Raw genomic sequence first — 20944 nt, forward strand, 5'->3', positions numbered from 1 at the left:
GCAGGGGGGACCCTGTGGGAGAGTAGGACGCCGCCGAACAATCATTAGCCTCAACCCCCGGACCATGTCCGGGGGTTGAGGCATTTTTGCGTTCTGCCGCCAGGCGGTGCCCCTGTGCACGGCGGTGTTGTGGCTGAGGGTAAGGTCGGGGGGCATCGTCCGTACGTTCCCAGCAGGAGGCCCCCGGGTGGAGGTCCAGGAGACTCGCGTTCAGACCGACCGGGTCCTCACCATCCCCAATATCCTGAGCATGGCTCGGCTCGTGGGTGTGCCACTGTTCCTGTGGCTGATTCTCCGACCTGTGTTCGGCGGTCCCAACAGTGATGGCTGGGCCTTGCTCGTGCTGATGCTCAGCGGCATCAGCGACTACCTCGACGGCAAACTCGCCCGGCGCTGGAACCAGATCAGCAACCTCGGCCGGCTGCTCGACCCCGCCGCGGACCGTCTGTACATCCTGTCCACTCTCGTCGGACTCACGTGGCGGGAGATCCTGCCACTGTGGCTGACCGCCGCTCTCCTGGCGCGCGAGGCCATGCTGCTCGTGATGGTGGGAATCCTCCGCCGGCACGGTTACCCGCCGCCGCAGGTGAACTTCCTCGGGAAAGCTGCCACTTTCAACTTGATGTACGCGTTCCCGCTGCTGCTTCTCAGTGACGGAACGGGTTGGCTTTCGTCACTCGCTGAAGTTTTCGGGTGGGCCTTCGCCGGATGGGGTACAACTCTGTATTGGTGGGCAGGGATCCTCTACGTGGTCCAGGTCCGTCGACTCGTGAAGGCGGATACCGCGGCCGATTGAGCCCGTCTGTCCTGTGTCGAGCAGCGTCGCCGGCAACAACGAGGACGTCCGAGGGCCCCTGAGCGGACAGGTGAAGTCGGCAGGACCGTCGTCTCTTCAAGGAGGACGCTTCCGACATGAAGGCCGTTGTGATGGCCGGTGGCGAAGGAACCCGCCTTCGCCCCATGACCTCGAGCATGCCCAAGCCTCTGCTGCCGGTGGTGAACCGGCCGATCATGGAGCACGTCCTACGACTGCTCAAGAGGCACGGTCTCAACGAGACCGTCGTCACCGTGCAGTTTCTCGCCTCTCTCGTCAGGAACTACTTCGGCGACGGAGAAGAGCTCGGGATGGAGCTCACGTATGCCAACGAGGAAAAGCCACTCGGTACAGCGGGAAGTGTGAAGAACGCCGAGGAAGCGTTGAAGGACGACGCTTTTCTCGTCATCTCGGGAGACGCGCTCACCGACTTCGACCTCTCCGATCTCATCGCCTTCCACAAGGAGAAGGGCGCCCTCGTCACGGTCTGTCTGACCCGGGTGCCCAATCCGCTGGAATTCGGGATCACGATCGTCGACGAAGAGGGAAAGGTCGAGCGATTCCTGGAGAAGCCCACGTGGGGGCAGGTCTTCTCGGACACCGTGAACACGGGCATCTACGTGATGGAGCCCGAGGTCTTCGACTACGTCGAAGCGGATGTTCCGGTCGACTGGTCGGGTGATGTCTTCCCGCAGCTCATGAAGGAGGGCAAGCCGATCTTCGGCTATGTCGCCGAGGGCTACTGGGAGGACGTCGGCACTCACGAGAGCTATGTGAAAGCCCAGGCGGACGTCCTGGAGGGCAAGGTCCAGGTCGACATCGACGGCTTCGAGATCTCGCCCGGAGTGTGGGTCGCCGAAGGCGCCGAGGTTCACCCCGAGGCGGAGCTGCGCGGACCGCTCTACATCGGTGACTACGCCAAGGTCGAGGCCGGCGCCGAGATCCGTGAGCACACCGTCATCGGCTCGAACGTGGTCGTCAAGAGCGGGGCCTTCCTGCACAAGGCGGTCGTCCACGACAACGTCTACATCGGGCAGCAGAGCAATCTGCGCGGCTGTGTGATCGGGAAGAACACCGACATCATGCGGGCCGCCCGGATCGAGGACGGAGCCGTCATCGGGGACGAGTGCCTCGTCGGGGAAGAATCGATCGTGCAGGGCAACGTGCGCGTCTACCCCTTCAAGACGATCGAGGCCGGCGCCTTCGTCAACACCTCCGTCATCTGGGAGTCCCGCGGACAGGCCCATCTCTTCGGAGCGCGCGGGGTCTCCGGCATCCTCAACGTGGAGATCACCCCCGAGCTGGCCGTACGGCTGGCGGGGGCGTACGCGACGACCCTGAAGAAGGGGTCGACCGTCACCACCGCGCGTGATCACTCCCGGGGTGCCCGGGCGCTGAAGCGGGCGGTGATCTCGGCGCTGCAGGCCAGCGCCATCGACGTACGGGACCTGGAGAACGTACCGCTGCCGGTGGCGCGACAGCAGACCGCGCGGGGAAGCGCCGGCGGGATCATGGTGAGGACCTCGCCCGGGGTGCCCGATTCCGTGGACATCATGTTCTTCGACGAACGGGGAGCGGACCTCTCCCAGGGCGGGCAGCGGAAGCTCGACCGGGTGTTCGCACGCCAGGAGTACCGGCGGGCCTTCCCGGGCGAGATCGGCGACCTGTCGTTCCCGGCCAGCGTGTTCGACTCCTACACCGGCTCGCTGTTGCGGAACGTCGACACCACCGGGATCGCCGAGGCGGGGCTGAAGGTCGTCGTGGACGCCTCCAACGGCAGTGCCGGGCTTGTTCTGCCCAGTCTGCTCGGGCGGCTCCAGGTCGACTCGCTGACGATCAACCCCGGGCTCGACGAGTCCCGCCCCACCGAGTCGGCCGAGAGCCGGCGGGCCGGGCTCGTACGGCTCGGGGAGATCGTGGCCTCGGCGCGGGCCGCGTTCGGCGTCCGGTTCGACCCCGTCGGCGAGCGGCTCTCGCTCGTGGACGAGCGGGGCCGGATCATCGAGGACGACCGCGCGCTCCTGGTGATGCTCGACCTCGTGGCGGCCGAGCGGCGGTCCGGGCGGGTCGCGCTGCCGGTCACCACGACTCGTATCGCCGAGCAGGTCGCCGCGTACCACGGCACGCAGGTCGAGTGGACGACCACCTCGCCCGACGACCTCACGAGGGTCGGACGCGAGGAGTCGACGATCTTCGGCGGCGACGGGCGCGGCGGGTTCATCGTGCCCGAGTTCAGCAGCGTCTTCGACGGGGCCGCCGCGTTCGTGCGGCTGATCGGCCTCGTCGCGCGGACGCAGCTCACGCTGAGCCAGATCGACGCCCGGATCCCGCGGGCGCACGTCCTGAAGAAGGACATCGCGACCCCGTGGGCCGTGAAGGGTCTGGTGATGCGCCGGGTGGTGGAGGCGGCGGGCAGCCGGTCCGTGGACACCACCGACGGAGTGCGGGTGGTCGAGGCCGACGGGCGGTGGGTGATGGTGCTGCCCGACCCCGCCGAGGCCGTCACCCATCTGTGGGCGGAGGGGCCCGACGACGCCTCCGCGCAGGCCCTGCTCGACGAGTGGGCCGAGGTGGTCGACAGCGCAGGTCGCTGACGGTTCGGGCGGTCGCGGCCGGGAGGTGCCCGAGGGGTGCCTCCCGGCCGTACATGGGGGCCATTCGGCGGTAGGCCGTGCGACGTGCGACGATGTGCGGCATGTCGCAGCAGCCCCCCGTTCGGAGCACCGGATCACCGCCGCCGCGTCCGGACGCGTCGATGTCGCTGCTGAACAACGTGATCGACCACGCGCTCGACGACGGCTACGCCGAGGCGACAGCCCGGCGCGCGGCCGAGGGCGGCGGGATGCCCCGTAACCTCCGGGCCAAGCTGGGTGTCGCCGCGGGTCTTCTGCTCGCCGCCGTCGTGGTGACCGTGGGGGCGGCCGAGGCGCGGATCTCCGCGCCGGTCGTCGCCAAGGAGCGGCAGGACCTGATCGACCGGATCGAGAAGGAGACGTCGACCGCCGATCAGCTGGAGGAGGACGTCGAGCGGATCCGGACCGAGGTCGGGGACCGGCAGCGGCAGGCTCTGCAGCAGCACGGCGGCGACCAGGCCGAGCTCGTGGCGCTCCTCTCGGGCGCGACGGCCGTGCACGGCCCCGGCGTGAAGCTCGTCGTCGACGACGCCAAGGGCACCGATTCCGGTGGTGGCGGTCCGCGGGAGAGCAGTGGCTTCTCCGACACGGGCCGGGTCCGCGACCGGGACATGCAGCGGGTGATCAACGGGCTGTGGGAGTCGGGTGCCGAGGCCGTCGCGATCAACGGGCAGAGGCTGACATCGCTGTCCGCGATCCGGGCCGCCGGCGACGCCATACTGGTCGACAACAAGCCGCTGGTGCCGCCGTACACCGTCCTCGCGATCGGGGACGGACAGCGGCTGAGCACCGCGTTCCAGGACAGCGCAGACGGGCAGTACCTGCATGCGCTGGTGGAGAACTTCGGGATCAGGAGCAGGATCTCGGCCGAGGGCGATGTGCGCCTGCCGGCCGCGCCGAGCCTGACCGTACGTACCGCAGAGCCGAGGGGGGCCGGGGTGGCGACGCCCTCCGGTCGGGCCACGGCCGACACAGGGAAGGGCACATCGTGATCGCCGTACTGGGCCTGATCGTCGGAGTCGTGGTCGGACTGTTGGTCCGCCCCGAGGTTCCGGCGGTGGTCGAGCCCTATCTTCCGATCGCCGTGGTCGCCGCCCTCGACGCGGTGTTCGGCGGCCTGCGGGCCATGCTCGACGGCATCTTCGTCGACAAGGTCTTCGTGGTCTCGTTCCTGTCCAACGTGGTCGTGGCCGCGCTGATCGTCTTCCTCGGCGACAAGCTGGGCGTGGGCGCGCAGCTGTCCACCGGTGTGGTCGTCGTGCTCGGCATCCGCATCTTCTCCAACGCGGCCGCCATCCGGCGGCACGTCTTCCGGGCGTGAGGCCGATGAGCGAGAACCCTCAGAACTCCGAGCGGCCCGAGTCCGAGCAGCCCGAGTCCGGACGGCAAGAGTCCGGACGGCAAGAGTCCGGGAGGCCCGAGTCCGGGAGGCCCGAGTCAGGGAGGCCCGAGTCCGAGCAGCCTCGTAGCCCTGAGCAGCCTCGGATCCCCGAGAAGTCCGAAGCGCCCCCGACGCCCCCGGCGCCCTCGACGCCCGAGACGCCTGAGATCGCGAAGCCCGAGGCCGTGGGTTCCGAGGCGCGGGTGCCCGTCGCCGCGCCTGCCGCCGCCGGGCCGAGTGGGCGGCGGAGGCTCGCCTCCGCTCTGTGGCCGCCGCGGGTGACCCGGGCCCAACTCGTCGTCGCGCTCCTGCTGTTCGTCCTCGGTCTCGGCCTGGCCATCCAGGTCTCCTCGACCAGCGAGAACAGCGCGCTGCGCGGGGCCCGTCAGGAGGACCTCGTGCGGATCCTCGACGAACTCGACGACCGCACGCAGCGCCTGGAGGACGAGAAGTCGCGCCTCGAGAAGCAGCGCTCCGAGCTGGAGTCCAGCTCGGACCAGGCCGAGGAGGCGCGCAAGCAGACCCAGGAGAAGGAGCGGCAGCTCGGCATCCTGGCCGGCAGCGTCGCCGCCGAGGGGCCGGGCATCACCCTCACCGTGGGGGATCCCACCGGGGCGGTCGAGTCGGACATGCTGCTCGACGCCATCCAGGAGCTGCGCGCGGCGGGTGCCGAGGCGATCCAGGTCAACGGTGTCCGGGTGGTCGCGGACAGTTATTTCACCGGTAGCGGTGATGACATGCGGATCGATGGAACGAAGGTGGCCGCTCCGTACGTCTTCAAGGTCATCGGCAAGCCGGAGGATCTCGAGCCCGCGCTCAACATCCCCGGTGGTGTCGTGCAGACCCTGGAGAAGGAGCAGGCCACAGCCACGGTGGAGCGGTCGGCGAAGATCGTCGTCGACGCCTTGCGACCCGCGAAGCGGCCTGACTACGCTCAGTCGTCCTCCCAGTGAGGGGGACGGAGGGGGTCCCGCGACAAGGGCAAGACGTTGCGGGGGGTCGGCGCACCACAACGGTGGTGCGTGGTGGAAACTGTCCGGAGGATACGGACGTTGTGAAAGTGTCCGGGTCGGCAGGTGTGAAGGATTTCGGTTCGTCCTGCCCCACGGGCGGGTCTGTTTCGGTCAAGGGGAATCGCCCGTGAGTTTTTTTGCGAAGTTGTTCGGCAAGAGCGGACGTGAGGACAGCGGCAACGCCAAGCACGCCGCGCCTCGCCACGCCCAGAGCGAGGAGCAGGGCGGCGAGCGCCCGCTCTTCCGCGACGAGGTCGACGGTCGGGGCGGTGACATTCCGGGCACACAGGGCGCGTCTTCTGTTGACCCCGCCGGTGCCGCCCGCATAGGTTTCGGAGAACCATCAACCTCAAGTACGGGTGGAGGGTTTGCGTCCGACCCGTACGCGACACAGACCTCCGCGGGGCAGCCGCGGCAGGAGGATGCGTCCATGCCGGTGTGTACGAGGTGCGGTCACCGCAACACGGCCGACAGCCGCTTCTGCTCCCACTGCGGCACGCCGCTGCGGGGCGGGGTCGCCGCCGAGCGTGCGTCGGAGACGACGTCGACGATCTCCATCTCGGGCCTTGAGGCGTACGACGCGGAGGTCACCGGTCAGACCGCCCTTCCGTCGCTGTCTCCCGAGGCGATCGCCGCCGTGGAGGCGCTGCCCGCGGGCTCCGCGCTCCTCGTGGTGCGCCGGGGTCCCAACTCGGGCAGCCGGTTCCTGCTCGACGGCGAGCTGACGACGGCCGGCCGTCACCCGCAGAGCGACATCTTCCTGGACGACTTCACCGTCTCCCGGCGTCATGTCGAGTTCCGCCGGGCCCAGGACGGCAGCTTCACCGTCGCCGACGTCGGCAGCCTCAACGGCACCTACGTCAACCGTGAGCCGATCGACTCGGTCGTTCTGTCCAACGGCGACGAGGTGCAGATCGGCAAGTACCGGCTGGTCTTCTACTCGAGCCAGCGAGGCGTGTGACGCCTCGGGGAAGCCCCTTCAGGGAAGGTCCATGCTGCGAACACCGATGGGCGGTGCCGGATCCGGCACCGCCACCGCGGGCGACCGGCTGGTCAGCATCGGCACGGTGCTGAACCAGCTGCGCGACGAATTTCCCGAAGTGACGATCTCCAAGATCCGGTTCCTGGAGGCCGAGGGGCTGGTCGAGCCCCGACGGACGGCCTCCGGATACCGGAAGTTCAGCCCGCAGGACGTGGAGCGGCTTGCCCGCATCCTGCGGATGCAGCGGGACCACTACCTTCCGCTGAAGGTCATCCGCGAGCACCTCGACGCCCTGGAACGGGGCGAGCAGATCAGGCTTCCGGCGCCCGGGCGGCGGCGGGACCTCGTCGAAGGGGCCTGGGAACAGGACGAGGCGGAGTCGCCGACCGTCGTGCGGCTCGGGCGGGACGAGCTGATCGCCGCCGCCGAGGTGACCGAGACCGAGCTCGCCGAGTGGGAGTCGTACGGTCTGATCGCCGAGACGGAGGGCGGTGGCTACGACGCCGAGGCCGTCACCGTCGCCAGGCTTGTCGCGGATCTGGGGAGGTTCGGTCTCGAACCCCGGCACCTGCGGGCCGTCAAGGCGGCCGCCGACCGGGAAGCCGGGCTGATCGAGCAGGTGGTCGCGCCGCTGCGCCGGCACCGTAACCCGCAGACCAGGGCCCATGCGGAGGCCACCGCGCAGGAGCTCGCCGCGCAGTCGGTGCGGTTGCACGCGGCACTCGTCCAGACGGCCCTGGGGATCCGGCTGCAGTGACCCGCTTCCCGGGCCCGGCTTTCCGTGGCGCGGGGGTGCTCGGGGAGGCCTCGGAGGGTACTCGGGGAGGGGGCCCGGAGGGGCCCGACTATCCAAACCGGTCGGGCACGTCCTAGGGTTGCTGTGTGAACGAGCTCGACGTTGTGGGTGTCCGGGTGGAAATGCCCTCCAACCAGCCGATCGTGCTCCTGCGTGAAGTGGGAGGCGATCGGTACCTCCCCATCTGGATCGGACCGGGTGAGGCGACCGCGATCGCCTTCGCCCAGCAGGGGATGGCTCCTCCGCGGCCGCTGACGCACGACCTGTTCAAGGACGTGCTGGAAGCCGTGGGGCAGGAGCTCACCGAGGTCCGCATCACGGATCTGCGTGACGGGGTCTTCTACGCCGAGCTGGTCTTCGCCAGTGGCGTCGAGGTGAGCGCGCGACCGTCCGACGCGATAGCCCTTGCCCTTCGGACCGGAACGCCGATCTTCGGCAGTGACGGTGTGCTGGACGACGCCGGCATCGCGATTCCGGACGAGCAGGAGGACGAGGTGGAGAAGTTCCGCGAGTTCCTCGACCAGATCTCACCGGAGGACTTCGGGAGCAGCAGCCAGTGAGACGGAGCGGTGCGGCCGGAGGCCGTTCGCGGGGTGCCGTCAGAGCATTCGAGTAGCCTTTCCCCGGAGAGGGACACGCGAAACCACTCTCAGGGTGATTATCACTCGGCGTGCCGAGTGTGGCGATCGTTGACGCACCCCGAGTGACTGCCTACCTTCGTGTGGGCAGGTCAAGGACGGAGGGTCGGCGTGATGAGCAGCGCGGACGGTACGGCAGGGAGCTCGCTCGGACGTGTGTCCGAGGAGAGCGGTCCGTATCCGCTTCACGGCAGTGTGGGCGACTTCGGGACGGACACCGGTGCCGGCGTCGCCGACGCGGCGATCGGCTACCGCGGACCGACGGCCTGCGCGGCCGCCGGGATCACCTATCGCCAGCTGGACTACTGGGCACGCACCGGACTCGTGGAGCCGAGCGTGCGGCCCGCGTACGGGTCGGGGACACAGCGGCTGTACAGCTTCCGCGACGTCGTCGTGCTGAAGATCGTCAAGCGTTTCCTCGACACCGGGGTGGCCCTCCAGAACATCCGGGCCGCGGTGCAGCACCTGCGCGCCCGGGGCTTCCGGGACCTGGAGCGGATGACGCTCATGAGCGACGGGGCCACGGTGTACGAGTGCTCCTCGCCCGACGAGGTCGTCGACCTCCTCCAGGGCGGGCAGGGCGTCTTCGGCATCGCCGTCGGCGTCGTCTGGCGTGACGTCGAGGCCGCGCTGTCGCAGCTCCACGGAGAGCGGGTCGACACCGGCGAGACGCTGGTCGGGCACAATCCGGGCGACGAGCTGGCGCGGCGGCGGCGCGACAAGGCGGTCTGAGGGCGCGCGTTCCCTGGGGCCTGGCGGGCCTCGGGGGCGTTGTCAGTGGCGTAGGGCAGCATCGGACGTGTGAGAGCCGCGCCCACCATCCTGCATCTCGACATGGATGCCTTCTTCGCCGCCGCCGAGCAGGCGTCGAAGCCCAGCCTGCGCGGAAAACCCGTCGTCGTCGGCGGCCTCGGGCCGCGTGGTGTGGTCGCCACCGCCTCCTACGAGGCCCGTCGCTTCGGGGTGCACTCGGCCATGCCGATGGGCCAGGCGCGGCGGCTCGCGCCGAACGCCGCGTATCTCGTGCCGCGCTTCGCCTTCTACCGCTCCATCAGCGAGCAGGTCATGGAGCTGCTCCGGCGGCTCTCCCCGCTCGTCGAGCCCCTCAGCCTCGACGAGGCCTTCGTCGACCTCGAAGCCGGTGGTGTCGCCGAGGACAGCGCGAGCGCGCGAGCCGTGGGGGAGCGGCTGCGGGCCGACATCCTCGCGACGACGGGGCTCACCGGGTCGGTGGGGCTCGCCGGCTCCAAGATGATCGCGAAGATCGCCTCCGAGGAGGCCAAGCCGGACGGGCTCGTCCTCATCGAGCCCGGCACCGAGCGGGAGCTGCTCGGGCCTCGATCGGTACGGATCCTGCCCGGGGTCGGCCCGGCCACCGGGGAGCATCTGCGGCGCGCCGGGATGACCACCGTCTCCGACCTCGCGGAAGCGGGCGAGGACGAGCTCGTACGGCTCCTGGGACGCGCGCACGGGGCCTCGCTGTACCGGATGGCCCAGGGGTACGACGAGCGGCCCGTGGTGGCCGAGCGGGACGCCAAGTCCGTGTCGGTCGAGGACACCTTCGACGTGGACCTCCACGACCGGGTCCGGATCCGGATCGAGGTCGAACGGCTCGCGGAGCGGTGCGTGGGGCGGCTCCGGGCCTCCGGGCACTCCGGGCGGACCATCGTCCTGAAGGTGCGGCGGTACGACTTCTCGACGCTCACCCGGTCCGAGACGCTGCGGGGTCCGACGGACGACCCGGGCGTCGTACGGGAGGCCGCCGGGCGGCTCCTGGAGGCCGTGGACACGACGGGGGGCGTGCGCTTGCTGGGGGTCGGGGTGAGCGGGCTGGCGGACTACACGCAGGAGGATCTCTTCGCCCAGGCGGAGGCCTCGGAGCGGCCGGCGGACGAGGTCGCGCCCGAGGAGGCCGCGGAGGTGGAGGCGGCGCTTTCCACCGCTTCGGAGGCCGCCGCCGAGCGGGTGTGGGCGCCCGGACACGACGTACGGCACGCCGTGTACGGGGCCGGGTGGGTCCAGGGGAGCGGGGTCGGGCGGGTCACGGTGCGGTTCGAGGAGCCGTGGTCCGGGCCCGGGCGGGTGCGGACTTTCGCGGTGGACGACCCGGAGCTGGAGCCGTCGGAGCCGTTGCCGCTGGTGCGGGGGGATGCGGCGGCGTGAGGCTGGGGCCGTGGGCCGTGGGCCGTGGGCCGTGGGCCGTGGGCCGTGGGCCGTGGGCCGTGGGCCTTGCGGCCCGGGGGCCGGGCTGGGGGCGGGGCTGGAGGTGCTCAGCCGCCCCGCCCGTGCGGCTTGGTGCGCAGAGGTGCGGGTTCTCCCGTGGGGGTGGAGCGCCGTTGGCGGGGGGTGTGCCCGGCCTGGTGGCCGGGCCGTTGTTCCCGGCCTGGCGGCCGGGCCGTTGTTCCCGGCCTGGCGGCCGGGCTGTTGTTCCCATCCGCACCACCGTGCGGTTGGGTGGGCAGAGGTGCGGGTCTCCCCTGTGCCGGGAAAGCGCCCTCGGCGGCGTTCGGAGCCGTGCGTCACCCGGGCCCTGGGCCGGCCCTCAGGCCGGTCTGGGCGGCGTCCTTGGTAGCCCTGTGGGCTTGACCCTCGGTCGGCCCCTGCGGCGTGCCTGGTGGGCCTTCGGGGGTGGTCCCTGGGTGGGTGGGTGTTGCCGCGGGTTCAGGTGCCGTCCTGGCCTGCCAGGTGCCCGAAGTCCTTGTCCGGGGTGTCCGGGGGCGGCGGCGGGAGGGTCAGGCTGTAGTGGCGGTACAGCTGGAGTTCCTGCTCCGGCGAGAGGTGGCGGCCCACTCCGAAGTCCGGGGCATCCTTGATCAGGGCCCTCTCGTACGGGATGTGGAGGCCGTCGTCGAGCAGCGCGCTCGGCTCCAGGGGGACGAAGGCGTCCCTGCTGAACAGGCCCGTGCGGACCGCGGCCCATTCCGGGATGCCGGTCGCGTCGTCCAGGTACACCTCGTCCACGGTTCCGATCTTCTGCCCGTTCCGGTCGAACGCCTTGCGGCCGATCAGGCTGCGCGGATCGATATCGGTCTGCACGGTCCCTCCAACTGGTCGCAACTGCTCTACACCCCTACGAAAGTGCACATCTGGGATGTCGGCCACTTGAGCGATGGAAGCCGCAACCTCGCTGGTAGGCTGGTTGTGGCTGTCGACCCTGTGCGGGAGAGTCCCCCGGAGAAACCTTCCGGTGGGCGCCGAAGGAGCAAATCCTCCCCGGAATCTCTCAGGCCCCTGTACCGCGCGGACGAGGTCACTCTGGAAAGCAGAGCGGATGTCCGACGGCATTCCGCTCTCACCGACGGTGAAAGCCGGCGGGCCGCGAGGCGTGCCGGTGAAACTCTCAGGTTGAGATGACAGAGGGGGAGGCCGTCCGGGTACCCGCGCCGTGGTGCCCCTCGCAGGTCGTGACGACCAGGAGGCCTCCGTACATGACCGCCAACCGCACTCCGCTCTCCGAGCTCGAACAGGGCATCCCGTTCGAGCAGCGGCACATCGGACCCGACGCCGAGGCCCGGGCCAAGATGCTCGCCCAGGTCGGTTACGGCTCGCTCGACGAGCTCACGGCCGCCGCGGTGCCGGACGTCATCAAGAACGCCGAGGCGCTGGGCCTGCCGGCCGCGCGCACCGAGGCCGAGGTTCTCGCCGAGCTGCGCACGCTCGCCGACCGCAACCAGGTCCTCGCCCCGATGATCGGTCTCGGCTACTACGGGACCTTCACCCCGCCGGTCATTCTCCGGAACGTCATGGAGAACCCGGCCTGGTACACGGCCTACACGCCGTACCAGCCCGAGATCTCCCAGGGCCGCCTGGAGGCCCTGCTCAACTTCCAGACCATGGTCGCCGACCTCACCGGTCTGCCCACCTCCGGCGCCTCCCTCCTCGACGAGGGCACCGCCGCCGCCGAGGCCATGGCGCTCTCCCGCCGAGTCGGCAAGGTCAAGAACGGCGTCTTCCTCGTCGACGCCGACGCCCTGCCGCAGACCATCGCCGTCATCGAGACCCGCGCCGAGCCGACCGGTGTCGAGGTCGTCGTCGCCGACCTGAGCGAGGGCATTCCCGCCGAGGTCGCCGAGCGCGGTGTCTTCGGTGTGCTCATCCAGTACCCGGGCGCCTCCGGTGCCGTCCGCGACATCAAGCCGCTGGTCGACGCCGCCCACGAGCTCGGCGCGATCGTCACCGTCGCCGCCGACCTGCTCGCCCTCACGCTGCTCACCTCGCCCGGCGAGCTCGGCGCCGACATCGCCGTCGGCACCACGCAGCGCTTCGGCGTTCCCATGGGCTTCGGTGGCCCGCACGCCGGCTACATGGCCGTCCAGGACAAGCACGCCCGCTCCCTGCCCGGCCGCCTCGTGGGCGTCTCCGTCGACGCCGACGGCAACCGCGCCTACCGCCTGGCCCTGCAGACCCGCGAGCAGCACATCCGCCGCGAGAAGGCCACCAGCAACATCTGTACCGCTCAGGTGCTGCTCGCCGTCATGGCCGGCATGTACGCCGTCTACCACGGTCCCGACGGCCTGAAGCAGATCGCGCAGCGTACGCACCGCTACGCCGCCATCCTCGCTGCCGGTCTCACCGCCGGTGGCGTCGAGGTCGTGCACGGTTCGTACTTCGACACCCTCACCGTCCGCGTGCCCGGCAAGGCCGACGAGGTCGTCGCCGCCGCCCGCGAGGCCGGGGTGAACCTCTACCGCGTCGACGCCGACCTCGTCTCCGTCTCGTGCGACGAGACCACCGGGCGTGAGCAGCTCGTCGCCGTCTGGGGTGCCTTCGGCGTCACGGCCGACGTCGAGGCCCTCGACGCCGTCACCGAGGACGCGCTTCCCGCCGGGCAGCTGCGCTCCGACGCGTACCTGACCCACCCGGTCTTCCACGCGCACCGCTCCGAGACCTCGATGCTGCGCTACCTGCGCAAGCTCGCGGACCGCGACTACGCGCTCGACCGCGGCATGATCCCGCTCGGCTCCTGCACCATGAAGCTGAACGCGACCACCGAGATGGAGCCGGTGACCTGGCCCGAGTTCGGCCAGATCCACCCCTTCGCGCCGGTCGACCAGGCCGCCGGATACCTCACGCTCATCAACGAGCTGGAGGACCGCCTCGCCGAGGTCACCGGCTACGACAAGGTGTCCATCCAGCCCAACGCCGGTTCGCAGGGCGAGCTCGCCGGTCTCCTCGCCGTCCGCGCCTACCACCGCGCCAACGGCGACCTGCAGCGCACGATCTGCCTCATCCCGTCCTCCGCGCACGGCACCAACGCCGCCTCCGCGGTGATGGCCGGCATGAAGGTCGTCGTCGTCAAGACGGCGGAGGACGGCGAGGTCGACGTCGAGGACCTGCGCGCCAAGATCGCCCAGTACCGCGACGAGCTGTCCGTGCTGATGATCACCTACCCGTCCACGCACGGCGTCTTCGAGGAGCACGTCGCCGACATCTGCGCCGAGGTCCACGAGGCCGGCGGTCAGGTGTACGTCGACGGTGCCAACCTCAACGCGCTGGTCGGTCTGGCCAAGCCGGGCAAGTTCGGCGGCGACGTCTCGCACCTGAACCTGCACAAGACCTTCTGCATCCCGCACGGCGGCGGCGGCCCCGGCGTCGGCCCGGTCGGTGTCCGCTCCCACCTCGCCCCGTACCTGCCGAACCACCCGCTCCAGCCCACCGCGGGCCCGGAGACCGGTGTCGGCCCGATCTCGGCCGCCCCGTGGGGCTCCGCCGGCATCCTGCCGATCTCCTGGTCGTACGTGCGCCTCATGGGCGGCGAGGGCCTCAAGCGCGCCACCCAGGTCGCCGTCCTCGCGGCGAACTACATCGCCAAGCGCCTGGAGCCGCACTACCCGGTGCTCTACACCGGTCCGGCCGGGCTCGTCGCCCACGAGTGCATCGTGGACCTGCGCCCGCTGTCCAAGTCGACCGGTGTCAGCGTCGACGACATCGCCAAGCGCCTCATCGACTACGGCTTCCACGCGCCGACGATGTCCTTCCCGGTGGCCGGCACGCTGATGATCGAGCCGACCGAGTCCGAGGACCTGACCGAGCTCGACCGCTTCTGCGACACGATGATCGCGATCCGCGGCGAGATCGAGAAGGTCGCCTCGGGTCAGTGGCCCGCCGAGGACAACCCGCTGCACAACGCCCCGCACACCGCGGCCGCGCTGGGCGGCGAGTGGAACCACCCGTACACGCGCGACGAGGCGGTCTTCCCGGCCGGTGTCTCGGCCGCCGACAAGTACTGGCCGCCGGTGCGCCGCATCGACGGTGCCTTCGGCGACCGGAACCTGGTCTGCTCCTGCCCGCCGATGGACGAGTACGACAACTGAGCACGCGCCGAGGGCCGGTTCGGAGGATCTCCTCCGGGCCGGCCCTCGGCGTTTCCCTCGTACGGTGTCCTGCCGCGCGGCTTCAGGCGGCGGTCGTCACCTGTCCCGCGGTCAGCGGCCGGTGCGGGGCGATGATCTGCCCGTCCGGCAGCAGTTCACCGGTGTCCTCGAAGAGGAGGACACCGTTGCACAGCAGGCTCCAGCCCTGCTCCGGGTGGTGTGCCATCAGTCGGGCCGCCTCCCGGTCGGCGGAGTCGGCGGTGGGACAGGCAGGCTGATGCTGGCACATGGGTGGGTTCTTTCGCTGCGTCGTGGTGGATGTCCTGCGGCTCTGCTCGCTCATGGCCGCCCCCGTCGGTCGGTTCGGTTCCGGTCCCAGTCTTGCCCCACGGACGGTCTTCCGCAGGTATTTCGCGGCAGCTCGTCCTCTCCGGGGAAGACGCATCACCCGCAGGGGCGGTTCAGGTCAACTGCACCGTCTCTTCGGGTGGTTCGGGGTGGTCCCAGCGGGCTAGTCCGTCCGGGAGGGGCGTTCGGGAGGCGCGTTCGGGCGCACGGCTCGGACAGCAGTGCGCCCCGTGACCCGGCCGGGTCACGGGGCGGCGACGCGTGGGGTCGATCAGGCGGGCGCCGGCGAGCCCAGGAGGGGCGGCGGCGCGAGTCGCGTACTCAGCACGGGCAGGAGATCGGCGACCTGGTACGGGCGGTGGGCCGCGATCCCCGGGGGTGCGGGGGCCAGCGGCACCATCAGATCGGCCGCGGCCGGGGCGACGGTGGTGCCGTCCGCCTCCGGGTCCGTGTGCAGCCAGAGCGTCAGCATGTAGAGCTCCGGTACGGACAGCAGCTGTGGCCGGTAGGTGACCGGCAGCGCCTCGGCCTGGAGCAGGGCCTGTTCCGTGGCGGAGACGTACGGACCCTCGAAGAAGTGCGAGAAGGCCCAGCCGTCCGGGGTGAGCATGGTGTCCGCGGCGGCGATCGCCCGGTCCCCGCTCCGGATCAGGAAGCGCCAGCCGACGAGCCGGGTGCGGGGTGCGAGCCCCGGTGCTCCGGTGACGTCGAGGACGTGCACGGGCAGGGGGCGTTCGGGGCTCAGCGGTCCCTGTGCGGCCCGCAGTGCGGGAGTTCGCGGCTCGCGGACGGCGGTCGGTGAGCCGAGGGCCGCGAGGACACTGCGGAGGGCCGGCGCAGGGGCCGGGGAGGGTCGGAGCATGGTGGGTCGCCTCTCACTCAGGAGACACGGTGATGCGTGGGCAGGTACGACGGCGCTGTCGGCGGCGGGGCCAGAGAGGGGCCATGAGGCCATGGCCGGGCGCCAACACTCTGCCTCGTCCGCGGAGTTTATACGACACGTGTTCACACAGTGTTTCCGCTAGACCTCGTGGATATTCCTGACAAGGCGTCATCAGGCCGTAATCGCAGGGAGTTGAAGCGGAATCACGAGGAAGATACCGATCCCACCTGCGTATTCCTCGCGAAGGCGGACGGCTGAATTCCGACCCGGAGTCTCGGGACAATATGACATTGGTATATGTCGCGTGTCGCTTGCCTTCGGGATGTGCCGGTGGAGCGCTCCGTCCAGCCTATCCAACGACAGGCCGGTTCCGCAGGCGTTGTGGATCAGCGGGGTGGGCATCATCGTCCGTGACGCGCGGCCGTCCCGCCGGCCGCCCACTCGGGGAGGGACGCTTCGATGGGGCAGAAGGTCGTGGCCGACGGGTTCGGCCCGTCCGACCGGCAGCAGTACCGCAGAAAGCTCCAGCAGTGTCTCGCGGGGCTCGCGCGGCTGTTGGCGGAGAAACGGTTCGACCGGCCCCGCAATCTCATGGGCGTTGAGATCGAACTCAATCTCGCCGGCGCCGACGGGCTGCCCAGGATGCTGAACGGCCCGGTCCTGGAAAAGATCGCCAGTGCCGATTTCCAGACGGAACTCGGAATGTTCAACCTCGAAGTGAACATCGCGCCCCACCAGCTCCACGGCCGCGTATTCGACCGGCTCGCGGAAGAGATCGGAACCGGCATCGGATATGCCGACCGCAAGGCCGCGGAACTCGATGCCGGGGTCGTCATGATCGGCATACTTCCGACGCTCGCGCAGCGCGACCTGGTCCCCGAGAACCTCTCGGACAACGACCGTTACACACTCCTCAACGACCAGATACTCGCCGCACGCGGCGAGGACTTCACCCTCGACATCCACGGCGTCGAACGCCTGCTGTGCACCACCGAGTCGATCGTGCCGGAGGCGGCCTGCACCTCGGTGCAGCTGCACCTCCAGGTGACACCGGCCCGGTTCGCCGCCGTGTGGAACGCGGCCCAGGCCGTGTCCGGCGTCCAGATCGCGCTCGGTGCCAACGCGCCCTTCGTCTTCGGCCGCGAGCTGTGGCGCGAGTCCCGGCCGCCGCTCTTCATGCAGGCCACCGACACCCGGCCGCCCGAGCTGCAGTCCCAGGGCGTACGGCCGCGCACCTGGTTCGGCGAGCGGTGGGTGGACTCGGTGTACGACCTCTTCGAGGAGAACGTCCGCTACTTCCCCGCCCTGCTGCCGCTCTGCGACGAGGAGGACCCGCTGCTCGTCCTCGACGAGGGCGGGGTCCCGCGCCTCCAGGAGCTGGTCCTCCACAACGGCACCGTCTACCGCTGGAACAGGCCGGTGTACGGCTGGGTCGACGGGGTCCCGCACCTGCGCGTCGAGAACCGGGTGCTGCCGGCCGGGCCGACCGTCACCGACGTCATCGCGAACGCGGCCTTCTACTACGGGCTCGTCCGCTCGCTCGCCGACGACCCCCGGCCGGTGTGGAAGCGGATGACCTTCCAGGACGCCGAGGCCAACTTCGACACCGCCTGCCGTCAGGGCATAGAGGCGGAGCTGCGCTGGCCCCGCTCGGGGCGGGCCGGCGGCATCGCGACCGTGCCGGCCGTGCGCCTCGTCCTCGACGAACTGCTGCCGCTCGCCGCGGCGGGGCTCGACGCCTGGCACATCGAGCCCGCCGACCGCGACTTCTACCTCGGAGTGATCGAGCAGCGCTGTCTGCGGCGGGTGAACGGCGCCTCCTGGCAGGCCGACACCTTCCACCGGGCCCTGGACTCGGGCCTCGACCGGGAAGCGGCCCTCGCGGCGACGACCCTGCGGTACCGGACGCTCATGCTCGCGGGCGAGCCGGTGCACACCTGGCCGGTGGGCATCGACTGACCTCCTCCTCGCCCCCTCCATGGGCGATCATGTCCAGGTGGCCCCGGTCGGCCGGGGCCACCGGAACGGCGTGAGCCCGCGACGGGGAAGTGGAGACAGGTGTGGTGTCGGAGCAACGACTGAGGGACGGTTCCCTGCCCCCCGACGGCCTGCCGCGCGGTGTGCTGCGCTCCGAGACGCTCATCGTCCTCGCGCTCTCGCTCGGGGCGAGCGGGGTGTCGGCGCTCATCAGCTTCATCGGCTCGCTGACCAAGCCGGGGTCGCTCAAGGAGCAGGCGGCGACGCTCAACGGCTCGTACGCTCCCGGGCGGCCCTGGCTCGACCTGACCTGGCAGCTCTTCGGCATCGCCACCGCGCTCGTGCCGGTCGTCCTCGTCGCCCATCTGCTGTGGCGCGAGGGGCCGGGCGTACGGGGGCTGCGGGCCATCGGCTTCGACCGGAGCCGGCCGTGGTCCGACCTCGGGCGCGGCGCGCTGGTCGCGGCGGGGATCGGGAGCGCGGGGCTCGCCTTCTACCTGGCGGCGCGGGCGTCCGGGTTCAACCTGACGGTGGTGCCCGAGTCGCTGCCCGACGTGTGGTGGAAGTACCCGGTGCTCATCCTCTCGGCGATCCAGAACGCCGTCCTGGAGGAGGTCATCGTCGTCGGCTATCTGCTGCGCCGGCTGGGCCAGTTGGGATGGTCGCCGATGGCCGCCCTGGTGGCGAGTTCGGTGCTGCGCGGCTCGTACCACCTCTACCAGGGCGTCGGCGGCTTCATCGGCAACATGGTGATGGGCGTGGTCTTCGTGCTGCTCTACCGCCGCTGGGGGCGGGTCGGGCCGCTGGTCGCGGCGCACGCGCTGCTCGACATCGTGGCCTTCGTCGGGTACGGGCTGCTGGCCGGGAAGGTGGGCTGGCTGCCCACGGTGTGACGGGACGCGGAGGAGGGGGTGTACGGCCGGTCGGGCCGCACACCCCCTCTCGTACGTCTTCGCAGGTACCAGTACGTCGGCCTCGTCGTCCGTCTTCGCACGTACGGGTACGTCGGCCTCGTCGTCCGTCTTCGCACGTACCGGTGCGTCGGCCTCTTCGTGCGTCAGACCCGCAGGTCGCCCTCGATGACCGTGACGGCATGGCCGTTCAGGAGGGTCCGGTCGCCGCGCAGGCGGGTGCGGACGTGGCCCGTGCGGGCGCCGCCCTGGAAGCCGGTGAGCTCCTCGCGCCCCAGCCGCGCCGACCAGTAGGGGGCGAGCGCGGTGTGGGCGCTGCCCGTCACCGGGTCCTCGTCGATGCCGACCGCGGGGAAGAAGCCGCGCGAGACGAATTCGTAGCCGCTGTCCGGGTGTTCGGCGGCGGCGGTCGCGATGACGCCGCGCGAGGAGAGGCCCTTCAGGGCGGCGAAGTCCGGGGCGAGGGAGCGGACGGTGGCCTCGTCGCGCAGCTCGACGAGGAGGTCGCCGATGTGGTCGGCCGTGTCGTGGACGGCGACGATCTCGGCGCCGAGCGCCTTCTCCAGGCCCTCGGGGACGGGGATCGGGGTGAGGGAGGAGGTCGGGAAGTCCATGGTGATCGTGCCGTCGGCCTCGGCGGTGGTGATCAGGAGGCCGCAGCGGGCCGCGAAGCGGACGGTGCCGCTCGCGGTGCCGGTGCTGTGCAGGACGTGGGCCGTGGCCAGGGTGGCGTGGCCGCACATGTCGACCTCGGTGGTCGGGGTGAACCAGCGCAGGGCCCAGTCCGCCTCGCCGCCGGCGGGCAGCGGGTGGGCGAAGGCCGTCTCGGAGAGGTTGACCTCAGCGGCGACCTTCTGGAGCCAGGCGTCGTCGGGGAAGGAGTCGAGGAGCAGGACTCCGGCGGGGTTGCCGGAGAAGGGCCGGTCGGTGAAGGCGTCGACGATTCGGATGCGCATGCCACCGACCGTACCGGGGGAGGAAAACCGCGGACCAAGGCCAATCGCGGAGAACTGGACCCGTTCCTTCGTGCGGGTGGTGCCTGCCGTGCGGGCGCGTCGCCGTGGTGGGGGCGGAGCGTCAGCGCGGCCCGGGGGTCACAGGGGATTCAGGACCATGAGGATCTCGTCGCGGTCGTCGTCGGCGGACAGGCGCAGGGCTCCGGGCCAGCGGCCGATCTCCCGCCAGCCGAGCCGGCCGTAGAAGTCCTCGAGGCCGACGCCGCCGCGTGCCGCGAGGCGCAGCTGCTCCAGGCCCATCTCGTCGCGGGCGATCGCACGGGCGTGCCGCACGAGCTCCGCGCCGATGCCCAGGCCTCGTACCCCGAGGCGGGTCTGGACGTGGTGCAGGGTGCCCCAGTGCGCGACCAGGGGGAAGGTGTCGCGGCGGAGACAGAGCCAGCCCGCGAGGGCGCCGTCGACGGTGGCGACCACGAGACGGCTGCTCTCCGGATCGAGTCCCGTGACGATGCGGTCGACCGCGGCGGCGACCTCCGCCGGGTCGACCGGCGGGAAGGGGAACCCGGCCGCCCCGCCGGCGTCGCTCACCTCGGTCCAGCACTCCACGAGGGCCTGCACGAGCCCGTCGGGCAGCTCCTCGGGGGAGGTGAAGTGGGTGAGAAGCGCGGTGGTGTCCTTGCAGGTCATCGGAGGAGTGTCGCAGACCCTGTGGGTGTCGGTTCCTTCAGGGGAGTTCCAGGGAGAGTTGGGCGCCCAGCTCTTCGAAGCCCAGGGCCGCGGCGACCCGCCGGGAGGCCGGGGGACGTGCGCGCCACTGCGGCAGGAGGCCGGCGGCGAGGGCGTGGGCGACCGCCGCCGAGGCCGCCGTCCGCGCCAGTCCGCGGCCTCGGGCCTCCGGGGCCGTCAGCACGCTGATGTGGGCGGTCCGGCGGGGCCAGTCCTGGTATCCGGCGGCGGCGACCACCCGGCCGTCCTCGCGGACCACGAACGCGGGCGAGGTGATCTCGTCCAGGGAGGCCTCCGCGGAGTCGTCCTGCCCGGCGGCCTCTTCGAGGGCGCGCAGGGCCGCATGGCCGGCGGGCAGTCGTTCCACCGGGGACGGTCCGGTGGCCGGGCGGAAGCCCTCCGGGGACACGTACGCCAGGGTCGCGGGTCCGAGGATCCTGGCCACGGGCAGGACGTCACGGACGGCGGCGGCGTCCACCAGGGCCTCCGCCGGCAGGCCCGACAGGGCGGTGCGCACGGTCGCGGCGGTCTTCTCGCTGGGCACGGTCACGAGCGCCGATCCGCCGAGGGCG

General features: G+C 70.8%; 19 protein-coding genes and 1 riboswitch. Of the genes, 13 read left to right on the forward strand and 6 right to left on the reverse strand.

The window, feature by feature from the left end:
• Positions 1–187 precede the first annotated feature (187 nt).
• From ACF07V_RS27780 to ACF07V_RS27825, 10 genes are all read left to right on the forward strand, one after another.
• A complete protein-coding gene (locus ACF07V_RS27780; RefSeq protein WP_392158180.1) occupies positions 188–796 on the forward strand; it encodes a CDP-alcohol phosphatidyltransferase family protein in 609 nt (202 codons plus the stop codon).
• Positions 797–912: 116 nt separating this feature from the next.
• Positions 913–3408 (forward strand): sugar phosphate nucleotidyltransferase, encoded by a 2496-nt coding sequence (locus ACF07V_RS27785; protein WP_369143054.1) that lies wholly within the window; start codon positions 913–915, stop codon positions 3406–3408.
• A gap of 101 nt (positions 3409–3509) precedes the next feature.
• Positions 3510–4439 carry a DUF881 domain-containing protein gene (locus ACF07V_RS27790; RefSeq protein WP_392158181.1) on the forward strand — a complete coding sequence of 310 codons (930 nt, stop codon included), beginning with the start codon at positions 3510–3512 and terminating at the stop codon, positions 4437–4439.
• Complete coding sequence (locus ACF07V_RS27795; protein WP_015032176.1) at positions 4436–4768, forward strand: small basic family protein; 333 nt, start codon at positions 4436–4438, stop codon at positions 4766–4768. Before ACF07V_RS27790 ends, ACF07V_RS27795 begins: the two co-directional genes overlap by 4 nt.
• Before the next feature lie 245 nt (positions 4769–5013).
• A complete protein-coding gene (locus tag ACF07V_RS27800) occupies positions 5014–5781 on the forward strand; it encodes a DUF881 domain-containing protein (protein WP_392158183.1) in 768 nt (255 codons plus the stop codon).
• A gap of 79 nt (positions 5782–5860) precedes the next feature.
• Positions 5861–6802 (forward strand): FHA domain-containing protein, encoded by a 942-nt coding sequence (locus tag ACF07V_RS27805; protein ID WP_392158693.1) that lies wholly within the window; start codon positions 5861–5863, stop codon positions 6800–6802.
• Positions 6803–6833: 31 nt separating this feature from the next.
• Complete coding sequence (locus ACF07V_RS27810; protein ID WP_392158185.1) at positions 6834–7580, forward strand: MerR family transcriptional regulator; 747 nt, start codon at positions 6834–6836, stop codon at positions 7578–7580.
• A gap of 125 nt (positions 7581–7705) precedes the next feature.
• Complete coding sequence (locus ACF07V_RS27815) at positions 7706–8179, forward strand: bifunctional nuclease family protein (RefSeq protein WP_030686418.1); 474 nt, start codon at positions 7706–7708, stop codon at positions 8177–8179.
• A 192-nt stretch (positions 8180–8371) separates the two neighbouring features.
• A complete protein-coding gene (locus ACF07V_RS27820) occupies positions 8372–8989 on the forward strand; it encodes a MerR family transcriptional regulator (RefSeq protein WP_392158187.1) in 618 nt (205 codons plus the stop codon).
• A gap of 69 nt (positions 8990–9058) precedes the next feature.
• A complete protein-coding gene (locus ACF07V_RS27825) occupies positions 9059–10420 on the forward strand; it encodes a DNA polymerase IV (RefSeq protein ID WP_392158188.1) in 1362 nt (453 codons plus the stop codon).
• Positions 10421–10918: 498 nt separating this feature from the next.
• Here ACF07V_RS27825 and ACF07V_RS27830 read toward each other — a convergent pair whose 3' ends face one another.
• Entirely contained in the window at positions 10919–11293 is a 375-nt protein-coding gene (locus ACF07V_RS27830) for a PRC-barrel domain-containing protein (RefSeq protein ID WP_392158190.1), read from the reverse strand.
• A 113-nt stretch (positions 11294–11406) separates the two neighbouring features.
• Positions 11407–11506, forward strand: a riboswitch (glycine riboswitch).
• Between the two features lie 179 nt (positions 11507–11685).
• Between ACF07V_RS27830 and gcvP the strand changes: the two genes are divergently transcribed.
• A complete protein-coding gene (gene gcvP / locus ACF07V_RS27835) occupies positions 11686–14571 on the forward strand; it encodes an aminomethyl-transferring glycine dehydrogenase (RefSeq protein ID WP_392158191.1) in 2886 nt (961 codons plus the stop codon).
• A gap of 82 nt (positions 14572–14653) precedes the next feature.
• Here the strand turns inward: gcvP and ACF07V_RS27840 are convergent, their stop codons facing one another.
• Both ACF07V_RS27840 and ACF07V_RS27845 read right to left on the reverse strand, forming a co-directional pair.
• Positions 14654–14860: a DUF5999 family protein gene (locus ACF07V_RS27840; protein ID WP_017238438.1), complete on the reverse strand. Its 207-nt coding sequence runs from the start codon at positions 14858–14860 to the stop codon at positions 14654–14656.
• A gap of 330 nt (positions 14861–15190) precedes the next feature.
• Positions 15191–15781, reverse strand: a complete 591-nt coding sequence (locus tag ACF07V_RS27845; protein WP_392158193.1) for a hypothetical protein — start codon at positions 15779–15781, stop codon at positions 15191–15193.
• 480 nt (positions 15782–16261) lie between these two features.
• On the opposite strand from ACF07V_RS27845, the gene ACF07V_RS27850 reads away from it, so the two are divergent.
• Entirely contained in the window at positions 16262–17761 is a 1500-nt protein-coding gene (locus tag ACF07V_RS27850; RefSeq protein ID WP_392158195.1) for a glutamate--cysteine ligase, read from the forward strand.
• A 119-nt stretch (positions 17762–17880) separates the two neighbouring features.
• Positions 17881–18672 (forward strand): CPBP family intramembrane glutamic endopeptidase, encoded by a 792-nt coding sequence (locus ACF07V_RS27855; RefSeq protein WP_392158695.1) that lies wholly within the window; start codon positions 17881–17883, stop codon positions 18670–18672.
• A 164-nt stretch (positions 18673–18836) separates the two neighbouring features.
• On the opposite strand, the gene ACF07V_RS27860 is transcribed toward ACF07V_RS27855, so the two are convergent.
• The 3 genes from ACF07V_RS27860 to ACF07V_RS27870 form a co-directional block, all read right to left on the reverse strand.
• Entirely contained in the window at positions 18837–19646 is an 810-nt protein-coding gene (locus ACF07V_RS27860) for a PhzF family phenazine biosynthesis protein (RefSeq protein WP_392158197.1), read from the reverse strand.
• A gap of 138 nt (positions 19647–19784) precedes the next feature.
• On the reverse strand, positions 19785–20333 hold the full coding sequence (locus ACF07V_RS27865) for a GNAT family N-acetyltransferase (protein ID WP_392158199.1): 549 nt from the start codon (positions 20331–20333) through the stop codon (positions 19785–19787).
• Positions 20334–20370: 37 nt separating this feature from the next.
• Complete coding sequence (locus tag ACF07V_RS27870) at positions 20371–20922, reverse strand: GNAT family N-acetyltransferase (protein ID WP_392158200.1); 552 nt, start codon at positions 20920–20922, stop codon at positions 20371–20373.
• Positions 20923–20944 lie beyond the last annotated feature (22 nt).

The sequence above is a fragment of the Streptomyces sp. NPDC015661 genome (assembly GCF_043077765.1).
Lineage (GTDB): Bacteria > Actinomycetota > Actinomycetes > Streptomycetales > Streptomycetaceae > Streptomyces.

Coding starts and splice junctions, on each gene's coding strand:
- ACF07V_RS27785 (WP_369143054.1), top strand. CDS start 913: ATGAAGGCCGTTGTGATGGCCGGTGGCGAAGGAACCCGCCTTCGCCCC.
- ACF07V_RS27790 (WP_392158181.1), top strand. CDS start 3,510: ATGTCGCAGCAGCCCCCCGTTCGGAGCACCGGATCACCGCCGCCGCGT.
- ACF07V_RS27810 (WP_392158185.1), top strand. CDS start 6,834: ATGCTGCGAACACCGATGGGCGGTGCCGGATCCGGCACCGCCACCGCG.
- ACF07V_RS27820 (WP_392158187.1), top strand. CDS start 8,372: ATGAGCAGCGCGGACGGTACGGCAGGGAGCTCGCTCGGACGTGTGTCC.
- gcvP (WP_392158191.1), top strand. CDS start 11,686: ATGACCGCCAACCGCACTCCGCTCTCCGAGCTCGAACAGGGCATCCCG.
- ACF07V_RS27840 (WP_017238438.1), bottom strand. CDS start 14,860: ATGTGCCAGCATCAGCCTGCCTGTCCCACCGCCGACTCCGCCGACCGG.
- ACF07V_RS27845 (WP_392158193.1), bottom strand. CDS start 15,781: ATGCTCCGACCCTCCCCGGCCCCTGCGCCGGCCCTCCGCAGTGTCCTC.
- ACF07V_RS27850 (WP_392158195.1), top strand. CDS start 16,262: ATGGGGCAGAAGGTCGTGGCCGACGGGTTCGGCCCGTCCGACCGGCAG.
- ACF07V_RS27860 (WP_392158197.1), bottom strand. CDS start 19,646: ATGCGCATCCGAATCGTCGACGCCTTCACCGACCGGCCCTTCTCCGGC.
- ACF07V_RS27865 (WP_392158199.1), bottom strand. CDS start 20,333: ATGACCTGCAAGGACACCACCGCGCTTCTCACCCACTTCACCTCCCCC.